The following is a 15,077-nucleotide window of genomic DNA, read 5'->3' on the forward strand; positions in this document are numbered from 1 at the left end:
CGATCGCCCTCGCCCGCTCCGCGCGCACCTCGCCTTATCATCGCCGACCGCCACCGGCCGCTCCTTTCCGTTTGGTGTCCCGTGAACACACGACAGCGCACAGGATTACGGCCCAATCGGCGGTTAGGGCAGGGTCGACTCGTGTTGCACCCACTCGCCGGGTCACCCCGGCGCCACCAGCCGCCCACCCGATACCGCCACCGCCGTCTCGGCCAGCGACACCGTGGACAGCGCGAACTGGCACTCGATCACGGTCACGACCGCGGCGATCACCGTCACCGCATAGGCGAACACCCCGACGGCCGCATCCGGCATCACCGGATCCGGATCCACCGCGCGCAACATGACGGTGAACACCGACCGAACCGCCTCGGCACGCTCGGCAAAGCGACGCAGCCAACCCCGCACCGTCTCGGCCGGGCGAGCCAAATCCGCGGCGATGCGGCGGAACCCGACCTGGCTCAAGGCCTTCTCCGCCGGCGCGGGCACAGCTCCACCACGTATGTGCGCTCGCAGCCCGACATGCTGGCCGACGGCGCGCAGAGTTGGGCACGAGTTGTGACAATCCGTGACAGCTTTCCCGGCGCCTGATACCAACGGAACGCGTTTGCGCTAGTAAAGAGCGCGCCCGAAGAGATTCGAACTCCCAACCTTCTGATCCGTAGTCAGATGCTCTATCCGTTGAGCTACGGGCGCTTGTCTTCAGTTGTGTCCCCTAAAGGACTGCGGAGGCGAGAGGATTTGAACCTCCGGTCCCCTTGAAGGGGGACAACTCATTAGCAGTGAGCCCCATTCGGCCGCTCTGGCACGCCTCCATGGACTTCCCGAGAGTACCCGGACTCCCCGAGCCGCCGGAGGCCTAGCGTACACAGCCGCCACATATGCTGTCGACGTGACCGCCCGCCTGCGACCCGAGCTGGCTGGGCTGCCGGTTTATGTGCCCGGCAAAACGGTGCCGGGCGCCATCAAGCTGGCCAGCAACGAAACCGTGTTCGGCCCGCTGCCCAGCGTCCGTGCCGCCATCGACCGGGCTACCGACACGGTCAACCGCTACCCCGACAACGGCTGCGTGCAGCTCAAGGCCGCGCTGGCCCGGCATCTTGGCCCGGACTTCGCTCCCGAGCACGTCGCCGTCGGTTGCGGCTCGGTCAGCCTCTGCCAGCAACTCGTTCAGGTCACCGCCTCGGTTGGTGACGAAGTGGTCTTCGGCTGGCGCAGCTTTGAGCTCTATCCACCACAGGTCCGGGTCGCCGGCGCTATCCCCATCCAGGTGCCGTTGACCGACCACACGTTCGACCTCTACGCCATGCTCGCCACGGTCACCGACCGCACCCGGCTGATCTTCGTGTGCAACCCCAACAATCCGACCTCCACCGTCGTCGGTCCGGACGCGCTGGCCCGCTTCGTCGAGGCGGTTCCGGCGCACATCCTGATCGCCATCGACGAGGCGTATGTGGAGTACATCCGGGACGGCATGCGGCCCGACAGCTTAGGCCTGGTTCGCGCACACAACAATGTCGTTGTGCTGCGTACGTTTTCGAAAGCGTACGGCCTGGCGGGGTTGCGGATCGGCTACGCGATCGGCCACCCCGACGTCATAACCGCGCTGGACAAGGTCTACGTGCCATTTACCGTGTCGAGTATCGGGCAGGCCGCGGCCATCGCGTCCCTGGACGCCGCCGACGAGCTGCTGGCCCGTACCGACACCGTGGTTGCCGAGCGCGCCCGCGTCAGCGCCGAGTTGCGTGCTGCCGGGTTCACGCTGCCGCCATCGCAGGCCAACTTTGTCTGGCTTCCGCTGGGATCCCGCACCCAAGACTTCGTGGAGCAGGCCGCCGATGCACGCATCGTGGTCCGCCCGTACGGCACGGATGGCGTTCGGGTCACCGTCGCCGCACCAGAGGAGAACGACGCGTTCCTGCGGTTCGCCCGCCGCTGGCGGAGCGACCAATGAGCGTGGCCCGTAAGAAAATTCGACGCCCACGCTCGAGCGTCACGGCTATCTGGCCGGGTTGCGGCCGGTGAACGCGATCAGCCGCTCCAGCGCCCCGCCATCTTCCGGCACGTCGACCGGTTCATTGAAACCGGCCACACTACGTTCCTCCGGCTTGATGAGCTTTCGTGCCAGCTCTAGGACGTATTCGGCCAACGAATCGGCAGCCTTCAGCTCACTCCCGACGGCGACCGCGTAATCCCAGGCGTGCACCAGAAATTCGACCGAGAAGACCGAGACGGCAACCTTGGCCGACATCGAGCCGGGACCCAGCGATACGTCTCCTTCCAGACCGTGACGGTGCCAGGCGTCCAGGGCCGAACGGGCGGCGCCGCTCACCAGGCGCTCCACAGAGTCAATGTCCGCACGCAGTGAGAATTCCGCGCCGACCATGCCGCCGAGGACCATGATTGAGTTGAGCAAATGCTCGGTTAGTTTTTTCACGTCGTACCCCGGGCACGGTGTCTGCTTGGCCTTGTCCTGGCGGCCGATGGTGTGCAGCACTTGCTGCAGCACCTGCAGCGCGGCTTCCGCGCACGCCAGCTCGTCGGTCGGTGGGGAATCTGGTCCGGGTCGCGATTCAGGCGGCATACTGGCCACGCTACGGTCTGGGCATGGGCGAAACCTACGAATCCGTCACCGTCGAAACCAAGGACCAGGTCGCGCAGGTGACGCTGATCGGGCCGGGCAAGGGCAACGCGATGGGGCCCGCATTCTGGTCGGAGATGCCCGAGGTGTTCCATGCCCTGGACGCCGACCGTGAGGTGCGGGCCATCGTCATCACCGGATCGGGCAAGAACTTCAGCTACGGCCTGGACGTACCGGCCATGGGCGGAATGTTCGCCCCGTTGATCGCCGACGGCGCGCTGGCCCGCCCACGCACGGACTTCCACACCGAAATACTGCGCATGCAGAAGGCGATCAACGCCGTCGCCGACTGCCGCACCCCCACGATCGCGGCCGTCCAGGGTTGGTGCATCGGCGGCGCCGTCGACCTGATCTCCGCGGTCGACATCCGGTATGCCAGCGCCGACGCGAAGTTCTCGGTGCGCGAGGTCAAGCTAGCGATTGTTGCCGACATGGGCAGCCTGGCGCGCCTTCCACTAATCCTGAGCGACGGCCATCTACGAGAACTCGCGCTGACCGGCAAAAATATCGACGCGGCCCGCGCCGAGAAGATCGGCCTGGTCAACGACGTCTACGATGACGCCGACCAGACGCTGGCCGCGGCCCACGCGACTGCCGCCGAGATCGCCGCCAACCCACCTTTGGCGGTCTACGGCATCAAGGACGTTCTCGACCAACAACGCACGTCCGCCGTCTCGGAGAACCTGCGCTATGTCGCCGCCTGGAACGCCGCGTTTCTGCCGTCCAAGGACCTCACCGAAGGTATTTCCGCGACGTTCGCCAAGCGCCCGCCCCAGTTCACCGGCGAGTAGACCCGGCGACCATGCGCGCTGGCGACGGCAAGATCCGTGTCCCGGCCGACCTAGACGCCGTCACGGCAACCGGCGAAGAGGACCACTCCGAAATCGACGGTGCGGCCGTCGACCGGATCTGGCGGGCCGCACGCCATTGGTATCGGGCCGGTATGCATCCCGCGATCCAGTTGTGCATTCGGCACCATGGGCGGGTCGTGCTCAACCGCGCGATCGGGCACGGCTGGGGCAACGCCCCCACCGATGAGGCCGATGCCGAGAAGATCCCGGTGACGACTGACACCCCGTTCTGCGTGTACTCGGCGGCCAAGGCGATCACGGCGACCGTTGTACACATGCTCGTCGAGCGCGGACACTTCGCGCTCGACGACCGCGTCTGCGAGTACCTGCCCTCCTACACCAGTCATGGCAAGCACCGCACCACGATCCGGCACGTGCTGACCCACAGCGCAGGCGTCCCGTTTCCCACCGGGCCCCGACCCGACGTCAGACGCGCGGACGACCATGAATACGCGGTGGAAAGGCTCGGCGAACTACGGCCGCTATATCGGCCCGGACTGGTACACATCTACCACGCGCTGACCTGGGGTCCGTTGATGCGTGAGATCGTCTACGCGGCCACCGGCAAGGAAATCCGCGAGATCCTGGCCACCGAGATCCTCGACCCGCTGGGCTTTCGGTGGACCAACTTCGGCGTCGCCGAGCGCGATGTGCCGCTGGTCGCGCCCAGTCACGCCACCGGGCGGCAGCTGCCGCCGGTGATCGCCGCGGTGTTCCGCAAGGCGATCGGCGGAACCGTGCACGAGATCATCCCCTATACGAACACCCCGTTCTTCCTCAGCACCATCCTCCCGTCGTCCAACACTGTGTCAACGGCCAACGAGCTGTCCCGCTTTATGGAAATCCTGCGCCGCGGTGGCGAACTCGACGGTGTTCGTGTACTGAGTCCCGAGACGCTGCGCGGCGCGGTGACGGAATGCCGGCGCTTGCGACCGGACTTCGCCACCGGGCTGATGCCGCTTCGCTGGGGCACCGGGTTCATGCTGGGGTCCGCCAAGTACGGGCCGTTCGGGCGCAACGCGCCGGCGGCATTCGGCCATCTCGGTCTGGTCAACATTGCGGTTTGGGCCGACCCCGAACGAGCTCTGTCGGGCGGTTTGATCAGTAGCGGCAAACCCGGTAGGGACCCCGAGGCTGGGCGCTACGGCGCCCTGCTGAACGCCATTACCGCCGAAATACCACGGGCATCGTCGGGCTGATCTGCCCACGAGCACGCCACGCCGCCCTAACCGAGCCGGACGGCTTTGTCGTGCCGGTCACATGTCGGCCTGTTGCCTTATGTCAAGATGCGCCGCCGTACGCGCGCATTATCAACGAGTCAACGTGGTCGGTGCAGACCTGCTATACTCGAACGTATGTTCGAGATATCGTTGTCGGACCCGGTGGAGCTGCGCGATGCCGACGATGCCGCGCTGCTTGCCGCAATCGAGGACTGCGCGCGTGCCGAGGTGGCCGCCGGCGCCCGCCGCCTGTCAGCGATCGCCGAACTCACCAGCCGGCGCACCGGCAATGACCAGCGGGCCGACTGGGCGTGCGACGGCTGGGACTGCGCGGCCGCCGAGGTGGCCGCCGCACTGACCGTAAGCCACCGTAAGGCCTCCGGGCAGATGCATCTGAGCCTCACCCTAAACCGACTGCCCCAGGTGGCGGCGTTGTTTTTGGCCGGGCAGCTCAGCGCGCGGCTGGTGTCGATCATCGCCTGGCGCACCTACCTGGTTCGCGACCCCGAAGCGCTGAGTCTGCTCGATGCCGCCCTCGCCAAACACGCCACAGCGTGGGGTCCGCTGTCGGCCCCCAAACTGGAAAAGGCTATCGACTCCTGGATTGATCGGTACGATCCCGCCGCACTGCGACGCACCCGTATCTCGGCCCGCAGCCGCGACCTGTGCATCGGTGATCCCGACGAAGATGCCGGCACCGCCGCACTATGGGGCCGGTTGTTTGCCACCGACGCCGCCATGCTGGATAAGCGCCTCACCCAGCTGGCCCACGGCGTCTGCGACGACGATCCCCGAACCATCGCCCAGCGGCGCGCCGATGCGCTGGGCGCGCTGGCCGCCGGCGCTGATCGGCTTACCTGCGGCTGCGGTAATTCCGACTGCCCATCCAGTGCCGGCAACCACCGGCAGGCAACCGGTGTGGTCATCCACGTCGTCGCCGACGCGGCAGCACTAGGCGCTGCACCTGACCCACGCCTATCCGGCCCGGAACCCGCGTTGGCACCCGAAGCACCCGCCACCCCGGCGGTCAAGCCGCCGGCCGCGCTGATCAGCGGCGGGGGTGTGGTGCCCGCGCCACTGCTGGCCGAGCTGATCCGCGGTGGGGCCGCCCTCAGCCGCATGCGCCATCCCGGCGATCTGCGATCGGAGCCGCACTACCGGCCGTCGGCCAAGCTGGCCGAATTCGTCCGGATCCGAGACATGACCTGCCGATTCCCCGGCTGCGACCAGCCCACCGAATTCTGCGACATCGACCACACACTGCCCTACCCACTCGGGCCCACCCACCCGTCCAACCTGAAATGCCTCTGCCGCAAACACCACCTTCTCAAGACCTTCTGGACCGGCTGGCGTGATGTGCAACTGCCCGACGGCACCATCATCTGGACCGCGCCCAACGGCCACACCTACACCACTCATCCCGACAGCCGAATCTTCTTACCTAGCTGGCACACCACCACCGCCGCACTACCCCCAGCACCATCCCCGCCAGCCATTGGTCCCACTCACACCCTGCTGATGCCACGACGGCGCCGGACCCGAGCGGCCGAGCTGGCCCACCGCATTAAACGCGAACGCGCCCACGTCACCCAACGCAACAAGCCACCCCCAAGCGGCGGGGATACAGCGGTGGCGGAGGGATTTGAACCCCCGGACGGTGTTAGCCGTCTCTCGCTTTCAAGGCGAGTGCATTAGGCCGCTCTGCCACGCCACCGCTGATAAGGGTAACGAGCCGGTAGCGTGACCATCATGCGTGCCGTCGTCGCCGAATCCTCAGATCGACTGGTATGGCAGGAAGTCCCCGACGTGTCGGCTGGGCCGGGCGAAGTGCTCATCAAGGTTGCCGCTTCCGGTGTCAACCGCGCCGACGTGCTACAGGCCGCCGGCAAATATCCGCCGCCCCCGGGAGTAAGCGACATCATCGGCCTAGAGGTGAGCGGCATCGTCGCTGCGGTCGGTCCCGGGGTTACCGAATGGTCTGCCGGACAAGAGGTTTGCGCCTTGCTTGCCGGCGGCGGCTATGCCGAATACGTTGCCGTTCCGGCCGACCAGGTGCTGCCGATTCCGCCGAGCGTCAACCTGGTCGACTCAGCCGCCCTGCCCGAAGTGGCGTGCACGGTGTGGTCGAACCTGGTGATGACCGCTCATCTGCGGCCGGGTCAGCTGGTGCTGATTCACGGCGGGGCCAGCGGCATCGGCAGCCACGCGATCCAGGTGGTCCGCGCCCTGGCAGCACGGGTGGCGATCACCGCCGGCTCACCGGAGAAACTGGAGCTCTGTCGCGACCTGGGCGCCCAAATCACCATCAACTACCGCGACGAGGATTTCGTCGCGCGGCTGAAGCAAGAGACCGATGGTAGCGGCGCTGACATCATCCTCGACATCATGGGAGCGTCCTACCTGGACCGCAATATCGACGCGCTGGCCACCGACGGCCAGCTGATAGTCATTGGCATGCAGGGCGGGGTGAAGGCCGAGCTCAACCTGGGCAAGCTGCTCACCAAGCGGGCGCGCGTCATCGGTACCACGCTGCGGGCCCGGCCGGTCAGCGGCCCGCACGGCAAGGCGGCCATCGCCCAGGCGGTGGCGGCCTCGGTCTGGCCGATGATCGCCGCGAACCGGGTCCGGCCCGTCATCGGCACCCGGCTGCCCATCCAACAGGCGGCACAAGCGCATGAACTGATGTTGTCGGGCAAGACGTTCGGAAAGATTCTGCTGACGGTATAGGCGAACCTCGCGGCCGGATCAACCTAGCGACGCCAGCGCGCGCACCAGCTGGTCGACTTCGGCCATCGTCGAGTAATGCGCCAGCCCGACGGTGACCGCGCCGCCGACGTCGTTGACGCCCAGCACGTCGAGCACGCGTGAGCCGGTGTTGGCGATCGCGAGAATTCCGTTGTCCGCCAGCCGCTGCACCACGCGGTCAGCCGGCACCTTGTGGACCGCGAAGCTGACCACCGGTATCTGTGCTTCCGGGCGACCGATCAGCATCACCAATGGCAGCGAGCGCAACGACACCATCAGATAGTCGAAGACCCGGTTCAGGTACGCGTCAGCAGATTGCATCGACACCGCTAGTCGTTCGCGTCTGCTGCCGCGAGCCGACTCGTCGAGCGCCGCCAGGTACTCAATGCTGGCGACCACACCAGCCAGCAGACCAAACTGGTGCACGCCGATCTCCAGGCGCGCCGGCCCGGTGGCATACGGATTGGTCGAAACCGATCCGAAGGAATTCATCACTGACGGGTCACGGAAAACCATCGCCCCAATCGGCGGACCACCCCAGGCATGCGCATTCACCGTCACCACGTCGGCGTCGGTTTCTCTGATATCGAGCAACCGATACGGCGCGGCCGCGGAATGGTCGACCACCACCAGTGCCCCCACGTCGTGCACCAGTTTGGTCATCGCCCGCAGATCGGTGACCCCGCCCAGCGTTCCGGATGCGGAGTTGACGGCGACCAGCCTGGTTGACTTGCTGATCAGGCTCTCCCACTGCCACGTCGGCAGCTCGCCGGTCTCGATGTCGACCTCGGCCCACTTAACCTTGGCGCCGTAGCGGTGCGCCGCCCGCAGCCACGGAGCGATGTTGGCCTCGTCGTCAAGACGACTGACGATCACTTCGTATCCCAGCCCGGCGCGTGAGGACGACGCTTCGGCCAGCAACGACAGCAGCACCGCCCGGTCGGCGCCCAGCACCACGCCGCCCGGGTCAGCGTTGACCAGATCGGCCACCGCTTCACGGGCGGCGTCGAGTACCGCCGCGCTACGCCGCGCCGACGGGTGAGCACCCACTGTGCTAGCGCCCGACCGGCGGAAGGCCGTCGACACGGTGGTCGCGACGGAATCGGGAATCAGCATTCCGGCCGGTGCATCGAAGTGCACCCATCCGTCACCCAGCGATGGGTGCAATCCGCGCACCCGGGCGACGTCGTATGCCATGCCAGCCACCTTAGAACTCGGGTGTCCTAGACGTCCCAGCCCGCCCGGGCTTCCCTGAGCCATGTCACCCGGCCAGCCATACTAATCGAGTGGGCCTGTGGTTCGGTACGCTAATCGCTTTGATTTTGCTGATAGCGCCGGGGGCAATGGTTGCTCGCATCGCCCAGCTGAGGTGGCCGGTCGCCATCGCGGTTGGCCCGGCGCTGACATACGGCGTGGTGGCACTCGCGATCATCCCCTATGGCGCGCTCGGAATTCCCTGGAACGGTTGGACCGCGCTGGCCGCCTTGGCGGTGACGTGCGCTGTAGCGACCGGTTTGCAGCTACTGCTTGCCCGTTTTCGGGACCTCGACGCCGAGGCACTTGCGGTTAGCCGCTGGCCCGCGGTTACGGTCGCCGCCGGGGTGCTGCTGGGCGCCCTGTTGATCGGATGGGCCGCATATCGCGGCATACCGCACTGGCAGTCCATCCCCAGCACCTGGGACGCGGTCTGGCACGCCAACACCGTACGTTTCATCCTGGACACCGGCCAGGCGTCCTCGACTCACATGGGGGAGCTTCGCAACGTCGAGACCCATGCCCCGTTGTACTACCCGTCGGTGTTCCACGGGCTGGTCGCGGTGTTCTGCCAGTTAACCGGCGCGGCACCCACCACCGGCTACACACTGAGTTCGCTGGCCGCCTCGGTCTGGCTGTTTCCGGTCAGTGCAGCCGTTCTCACCTGGCGCGCGGTGCGCTCACACCCGGGCGCGCTGTGGTCGGCCTCCTGCGCCTCGGCAGAGTGGCGCGCCGCCGGAGCGGCGGGCACCGCCGCGGCACTCTCGGCGTCGTTCACCGCGGTGCCCTACGTCGAGTTCGATACCGCCGCTATGCCCAACCTGGCGGCCTACGGCATCGCGGTGCCGACGATGGTGCTGATCACCTCGACATTGCGGCACCGCGACCGCATCCCGGTGGCCGTGCTAGCGCTGGTCGGCGTCTTCTCACTGCACATTACCGGCGGTATCGTCGTAGCGCTGTTGGTGTCGGCCTGGTGGCTTTTCGAGGCACTGCGGCATCCTGTGCGATCAAGGCTGGCCGACCTGTTGACGCTGGCCGGCGTGGCAGCGATGGCCGGGTTGGTCATGTTGCCGCAGTTCTTGAGCGTCAGGCAGCAGGAAGACATCATCGCCGGACACGCTTTTCCCACCTATCTCAGCAAGAAGCGTGGGCTGTTCGACGCTGTTTTCCAGCACTCCCGCCATCTCAACGACTTCCCGGTCCAGTACGCGCTCATTGTGTTGGCCGCCATCGGCGGGCTCATTCTGCTGGTCAAGAAGATCTGGTGGCCGCTGGCGGTTTGGCTGCTGTTGATTGTGATGAACGTCGACGCGGGAACACCGTTGGGCGGACCTATCGGAGGGGTGGCCGGCGCACTCGGCGAGTTCTTCTATCACGATCCGCGCCGCATCGCGGCGGCCACAACCCTGCTGTTGATGCTGATGGCAGGTGTGGCGCTGTTCGCGACAGTCATGTTGCTAGTGGCCGCGGCGAAACGACTGACCGACCGTTTCAGACCCCAGCCGGTGTCTGTCTGGGCATCGGCGACCGCGACACTACTGATCGGAGCCACTCTGGTCAGTGCGTGGCATTACTTTCCCCGGCACCGATTTCTGTTCGGCGACAAGTACGACTCGGTGATGATCGACCAGAAAGATCTCGACGCCATGGCATACCTGGCGAGTTTGCCCGGCGCACGCGACACGTTGATTGGCAACGCCAACACGGACGGCACCGCGTGGATGTATGCCGTGGCCGGCCTACACCCGCTGTGGACCCACTACGACTACCCGCTGCAACAGGGCCCGGGCTATCACCGGTTCATCTTCTGGGCCTATGGCCGCAACGGGGAGAGCGATCCTCGGGTACTCGAGGCCATCCAAGTCCTCCGTATCCGCTATATCCTGACCAGCACTCCGACGGTGCGGGGGTTTGCCGTGCCGGACGGACTAGTGTCGTTAGAGACATCGAGGTCGTGGGCGAAGATCTACGACAACGGCGAGGCCCGAATCTACGAATGGCGCGGCACTGCCGCAGCAACACACTCCTAGAAGGTGCGTAAGAGGATGGTGATTGGATTGAGTACCGGCAGCGACGACGACGACGTCGAGGTCATCGGCGGCGTCGACCCGCGGCTGATAGCGGTGCAGGAGAACGACTCCGACGAGTCGTCGCTGACCGACCTGGTCGAGCAGCCCGCCAAGGTGATGCGCATCGGCACCATGATCAAGCAACTGCTCGAGGAGGTTCGCGCCGCCCCACTCGACGAAGCCAGCCGCAATCGGCTACGCGATATCCACGCCACCAGCATCCGCGAACTCGAAGATGGTCTGGCCCCGGAACTGCGCGAGGAGCTCGACCGGCTTACCCTGCCGTTCAACGAGGACGCCGTGCCCTCGGACGCCGAGTTGCGCATTGCCCAGGCACAGCTGGTCGGCTGGCTGGAAGGGCTGTTCCACGGCATCCAAACCGCGCTATTTGCTCAGCAAATGGCGGCGCGCGCGCAGCTGCAACAAATGCGCCAGGGTGCGCTGCCGCCCGGGGTCGGCAAGTCGGGCCAGCACGGCCACGGCACCGGACAATACCTGTAAGCCGTGTCGGATCCGCACCATCCCCATATCCAGACGCACAACGCGTGGGTGGAGTTCCCTATCTTCGACGCCAAGTCACGTTCGCTGAAGAAGGCGGTCCTGGGTAAAGCGGGCGGCACCATCGGGCGCAACAACTCCAACGTCGTCGTCATCGAAGCGTTGCGCGACATCACCATGGAGCTGAACCTGGGTGACCGGGTCGGTCTGGTCGGACACAACGGAGCCGGCAAATCGACGCTGCTACGCCTGCTTTCGGGCATCTACGAGCCCACCCGCGGCTGGGCGAAGGTCACCGGAAGGGTGGCGCCGGTCTTCGATCTGGGCATCGGCATGGACCCCGAGATCTCCGGCTACGAGAACATCATCATTCGTGGGCTGTTTCTGGGACAGACCCGCAAACAGATGCAGGCGAAAGTGGATGAGATCGCCGAATTCACCGAATTGGGCGAGTACCTTTCGATGCCGCTGCGCACCTATTCCACCGGGATGCGAGTCCGCCTGGCGATGGGCGTGGTCACCAGCATCGACCCAGAGATCCTGTTGCTCGACGAAGGCATCGGCGCCGTGGACGCCGACTTCCTGAGGAAGGCCCAGTCCCGGCTGCAGAATTTGGTCGAACGTTCCGGGATCCTGGTTTTCGCAAGCCATTCCAACGAGTTTTTGGCTCGACTATGCAAGACCGCGATATGGATTGACCATGGCGTCATCAGGCTCGCCGGTGGTATCGAAGAGGTGGTACGGGCCTACGAGGGTGAGGACGCCGCCCGGCACGTGCGCGAAGTACTGGCCGAGACCCAGGCCGACAGACAGAACGTCCAGGGATGACTGAATCGGTCTTCGCCGTTGTGGTAACCCACCGGCGCCCCGACGAGCTGGCCAAGTCGCTGGATGTGCTGACCGCCCAGACCCGGTTACCGGACCACCTGATCGTGGTCGATAACGACGGTTGCGGCGACAGCCCGGTCCGCGAGCTTGTCGCGGGACAACCGATCGCCACCACGTATTTGGGGTCACGCCGAAACCTGGGCGGTGCCGGCGGTTTCGCGCTGGGCATGCTGCACGCGCTGGCACAGGGCGCCGATTGGGTGTGGCTGGCCGACGACGACGGGCACGCGCAAGATGCTAGGGTACTGGCAACCCTGCTGGCGTGCGCCGAGAAGTACAGCCTCGCCGAGGTGTCACCGATGGTGTGCAACATAGACGACCCGACGCGGCTGGCGTTTCCGTTGCGGCGTGGCCTGGTATGGCGCAGGCGCGCAAGTGAATTGCGCACCGAGGCGGGCCAAGAGCTGCTGCCTGGGATCGCATCACTGTTCAACGGCGCACTGTTTCGGGCATCCACCCTAGCGGCGATCGGCGTGCCTGACCTGCGGCTGTTCATCCGCGGCGACGAGGTGGAGATGCACCGCCGGCTGATCCGGTCCGGTCTACCGTTCGGAACCTGTCTGGACGCGGCCTACCTGCACCCCTGCGGATCAGACGAATTCAAGCCGATCCTTTGTGGCCGCATGCACGCCCAATATCCCGACGATCCCGGGAAGCGGTTTTTCACCTACCGCAACCGTGGCTATGTATTGTCGCAACCCGGCCTGCGCAAACTATTGGCCCAGGAATGGCTGCGGTTCGGCTGGTTCTTCCTGGTGACCCGCCGCGACCCTAAAGGCCTGTGGGAGTGGATTCGGTTGCGCCGCCTGGGCCGTCGGGAGAAGTTTGGCAAGCCTGGAGGATCTGCATGACATTCATGGATGCTCAAGCTAGCTTCCAGACACAGTCGCGGACACTGGCCCGCGTCCGAGGCGATCTGGTCGACGGGTTCCGCCGCCACGAGCTGTGGCTGCACCTGGGCTGGCAGGACATCAAGCAGCGGTACCGCCGCTCGGTGCTGGGGCCGTTCTGGATCACCATCGCCACCGGAACGACCGCCGTCGCGATGGGCGGCCTGTATTCCAAGCTGTTTCGGCTCGAGCTGTCTGAGCACCTGCCCTACGTCACGCTCGGGCTGATCGTCTGGAACCTGATCAACGCCGCCATCCTGGACGGCGCAGAGGTTTTCGTCGCCAACGAAGGTCTGATCAAACAGCTGCCGGCACCGTTGAGCGTGCACGTCTATCGGTTGGTGTGGCGGCAGATGATCTTCTTCGCCCACAACATCGTCATCTACTTCGTCATCGCGATCATCTTTCCTAAGCCGTGGTCGTGGGCGGATCTGTCGTTTCTTCCGGCGCTGGCGCTCATTTTCCTCAATTGCGTTTGGGTGTCACTGTGTTTCGGCATCCTGGCGACCCGCTACCGCGACATCGGCCCGCTGCTGTTTTCCGTTGTGCAGTTGTTGTTCTTCATGACGCCGATCATCTGGAACGACGAGACCCTGCGTCGGCAGGGCGCGGGCCGCTGGTCGAGCATCGTCGAGCTCAACCCGCTGCTGCACTATCTGGACATCGTGCGGGCGCCACTGTTGGGCGCTCACCAGGAGCTGCGGCACTGGCTGGTGGTGCTGGTGTTGACCGTCGTCGGCTGGATGCTGGCGGCGTTCGCGATGCGGCAGTATCGCGCGCGGGTGCCCTACTGGGTGTAGGGACTATTCCGGCGGCTATAGCCGACCGGCTTCTTTCACGCGGCTTGCGCGTGACGGGCCGCCGTTGATCTCAAGATCGGCTGGCAACGGCCGCGTACCAGCGGCAGCATGGATTAGGTTCACCGTTTGCCGATGAGGCTCAGAGGGCGGGACGGATGGAAATACTTGTCACCGGGGGCGCGGGCTTCCAGGGAAGCCATCTGACCGAGTCACTGCTGGCCAATGGGCATTGGGTCACTGTCCTCGACAAGTCTTCGAGGAATGCGGTTCGTAACATGCAGGGATTTCGTTCGCATGACCGCGCCGCGTTCATATCCGGTTCGGTAACCGACGGCCAGACGATCGACCGCGCGGTGCGGGACCATCACGTCGTATTTCACCTGGCCGCGCATGTCAACGTGGACCAGTCCTTGGGCGACCCGGAGAGCTTTCTCGAAACCAATGTCATGGGAACCTACCGCGTCCTGGAAGCCGTCCGGCGCTACAGGAACCGCTTGATATACGTATCGACGTGCGAAGTCTACGGCGACGGACACAATCTCAAGGAAGGCGAACGACTTGACGAACACGCGGAGCTGAAGCCGAACAGTCCATATGGCGCTTCCAAGGCGGCGGCCGACCGCTTGTGCTACTCGTACTTTCGCTCCTACGGACTCGACGTCACGATCGTCCGTCCGTTCAACATCTTCGGCGTCCGCCAAAAGGCTGGGCGATTCGGCGCGCTGATTCCGCGGCTGGTCCGCCAGGGCATCAACGGTGAAGGCCTGACAATCTTCGGCGCAGGTAGCGCAACCCGGGATTACCTGTATGTCAGTGACATCGTGGGCGCGTACAACCTGGTATTACGAACTCCAACCCTGCGTGGTCAGGCCATCAATTTTGCCAGCGGGAAAGATACCCGGGTGAGGGACATCGTCGAGTATGTTGCGGACAAGTTCGGTGCCAGGATCGAGCACCGCGACGCTCGCCCCGGAGAGGTCCAGCGCTTTCCCGCTGACATTTCGCTTGCCAAAAGCATCGGGTTCCAGCCGCAAGTCGAAATTTGGGACGGCATCGATCGCTATATCAATTGGGCCAAGGATCAGCCCCAATACCCATATGAGCAGGACGGGTTTAGCGGTTCCAGCGTTCTCTAATACACCCGTCGCCGCCATCGTCTGCCGGTAAAGTGGGCCGAAATGGCGCGGAACTACCAGCTGGAAGGATTACCTCCCATTC

14 protein-coding genes and 3 tRNA genes are annotated in these 15,077 nt (G+C 65.2%); 11 read left to right on the top strand and 6 right to left on the bottom strand.

Annotated features, from left to right (window positions below):
• Positions 1 to 162: 162 nt before the first annotated feature.
• From Rv3771c to serT, 3 genes are all read right to left on the bottom strand, one after another.
• On the bottom strand, positions 163 to 489 hold the full coding sequence (locus tag Rv3771c) for a hypothetical protein (RefSeq protein NP_218288.1): 327 nt from the start codon (positions 487 to 489) through the stop codon (positions 163 to 165).
• 134 nt (positions 490 to 623) lie between these two features.
• Positions 624 to 696: transfer RNA gene (gene argU, locus Rvnt43), tRNA-Arg, on the bottom strand.
• 30 nt (positions 697 to 726) lie between these two features.
• A tRNA-Ser gene (gene serT / locus Rvnt44) sits at positions 727 to 815 on the bottom strand.
• 77 nt (positions 816 to 892) lie between these two features.
• Between serT and hisC2 the strand changes: the two genes are divergently transcribed.
• Complete coding sequence (gene hisC2, locus Rv3772) at positions 893 to 1,954, top strand: histidinol-phosphate aminotransferase (protein ID NP_218289.1); 1,062 nt, start codon at positions 893 to 895, stop codon at positions 1,952 to 1,954.
• A gap of 45 nt (positions 1,955 to 1,999) precedes the next feature.
• On the opposite strand, the gene Rv3773c is transcribed toward hisC2, so the two are convergent.
• Complete coding sequence (locus tag Rv3773c; protein NP_218290.1) at positions 2,000 to 2,584, bottom strand: hypothetical protein; 585 nt, start codon at positions 2,582 to 2,584, stop codon at positions 2,000 to 2,002.
• Positions 2,585 to 2,607: 23 nt separating this feature from the next.
• On the opposite strand from Rv3773c, the gene echA21 reads away from it, so the two are divergent.
• The 3 genes from echA21 (at position 2,608) to Rv3776 (ending at position 6,407) form a co-directional block, all read left to right on the top strand.
• On the top strand, positions 2,608 to 3,432 hold the full coding sequence (gene echA21, locus Rv3774) for an enoyl-CoA hydratase EchA21 (RefSeq protein NP_218291.1): 825 nt from the start codon (positions 2,608 to 2,610) through the stop codon (positions 3,430 to 3,432).
• An 11-nt stretch (positions 3,433 to 3,443) separates the two neighbouring features.
• The gene (lipE, locus tag Rv3775; RefSeq protein NP_218292.1) at positions 3,444 to 4,691 is read left to right on the top strand and encodes a lipase LipE; all 1,248 of its coding nucleotides are present in this window, start codon (positions 3,444 to 3,446) and stop codon (positions 4,689 to 4,691) included.
• Positions 4,692 to 4,847: 156 nt separating this feature from the next.
• The gene (locus Rv3776) at positions 4,848 to 6,407 is read left to right on the top strand and encodes a hypothetical protein (RefSeq protein NP_218293.1); all 1,560 of its coding nucleotides are present in this window, start codon (positions 4,848 to 4,850) and stop codon (positions 6,405 to 6,407) included.
• Here Rv3776 and serU read toward each other — a convergent pair.
• A tRNA-Ser gene (gene serU, locus Rvnt45) sits at positions 6,340 to 6,426 on the bottom strand. The two genes, Rv3776 and serU, sit on opposite strands and share 68 nt — an antisense overlap.
• A 26-nt stretch (positions 6,427 to 6,452) precedes the next feature.
• On the opposite strand from serU, the gene Rv3777 reads away from it, so the two are divergent.
• Positions 6,453 to 7,439: an oxidoreductase gene (locus tag Rv3777; RefSeq protein ID NP_218294.1), complete on the top strand. Its 987-nt coding sequence runs from the start codon at positions 6,453 to 6,455 to the stop codon at positions 7,437 to 7,439.
• 18 nt (positions 7,440 to 7,457) lie between these two features.
• On the opposite strand, the gene Rv3778c is transcribed toward Rv3777, so the two are convergent.
• Positions 7,458 to 8,654 (bottom strand): aminotransferase, encoded by a 1,197-nt coding sequence (locus tag Rv3778c; protein ID NP_218295.1) that lies wholly within the window; start codon positions 8,652 to 8,654, stop codon positions 7,458 to 7,460.
• Between the two features lie 89 nt (positions 8,655 to 8,743).
• Between Rv3778c and Rv3779 the strand changes: the two genes are divergently transcribed.
• The 6 genes from Rv3779 (at position 8,744) to Rv3784 (ending at position 14,995) form a co-directional block, all read left to right on the top strand.
• Positions 8,744 to 10,744: a transmembrane protein gene (locus Rv3779; protein ID NP_218296.1), complete on the top strand. Its 2,001-nt coding sequence runs from the start codon at positions 8,744 to 8,746 to the stop codon at positions 10,742 to 10,744.
• 3 nt (positions 10,745 to 10,747) lie between these two features.
• Positions 10,748 to 11,284 (top strand): hypothetical protein, encoded by a 537-nt coding sequence (locus Rv3780; RefSeq protein ID NP_218297.1) that lies wholly within the window; start codon positions 10,748 to 10,750, stop codon positions 11,282 to 11,284.
• Positions 11,285 to 11,287: 3 nt separating this feature from the next.
• A complete protein-coding gene (gene rfbE, locus Rv3781; protein ID NP_218298.1) occupies positions 11,288 to 12,109 on the top strand; it encodes an O-antigen/lipopolysaccharide ABC transporter ATP-binding protein RfbE in 822 nt (273 codons plus the stop codon).
• Positions 12,106 to 13,020, top strand: coding sequence for a galactofuranosyl transferase GlfT (gene glfT1 / locus Rv3782; protein ID YP_178014.1), 915 nt, complete (start codon positions 12,106 to 12,108; stop codon positions 13,018 to 13,020). Before rfbE ends, glfT1 begins: the two co-directional genes overlap by 4 nt.
• On the top strand, positions 13,017 to 13,859 hold the full coding sequence (gene rfbD / locus Rv3783; protein NP_218300.1) for an O-antigen/lipopolysaccharide ABC transporter permease RfbD: 843 nt from the start codon (positions 13,017 to 13,019) through the stop codon (positions 13,857 to 13,859). Before glfT1 ends, rfbD begins: the two co-directional genes overlap by 4 nt.
• A 155-nt stretch (positions 13,860 to 14,014) precedes the next feature.
• Positions 14,015 to 14,995, top strand: coding sequence for a dTDP-glucose 4,6-dehydratase (locus tag Rv3784; protein ID YP_178015.1), 981 nt, complete (start codon positions 14,015 to 14,017; stop codon positions 14,993 to 14,995).
• Positions 14,996 to 15,077 lie beyond the last annotated feature (82 nt).

Source organism: Mycobacterium tuberculosis H37Rv (genome assembly GCF_000195955.2).
Lineage (GTDB): Bacteria > Actinomycetota > Actinomycetes > Mycobacteriales > Mycobacteriaceae > Mycobacterium > Mycobacterium tuberculosis.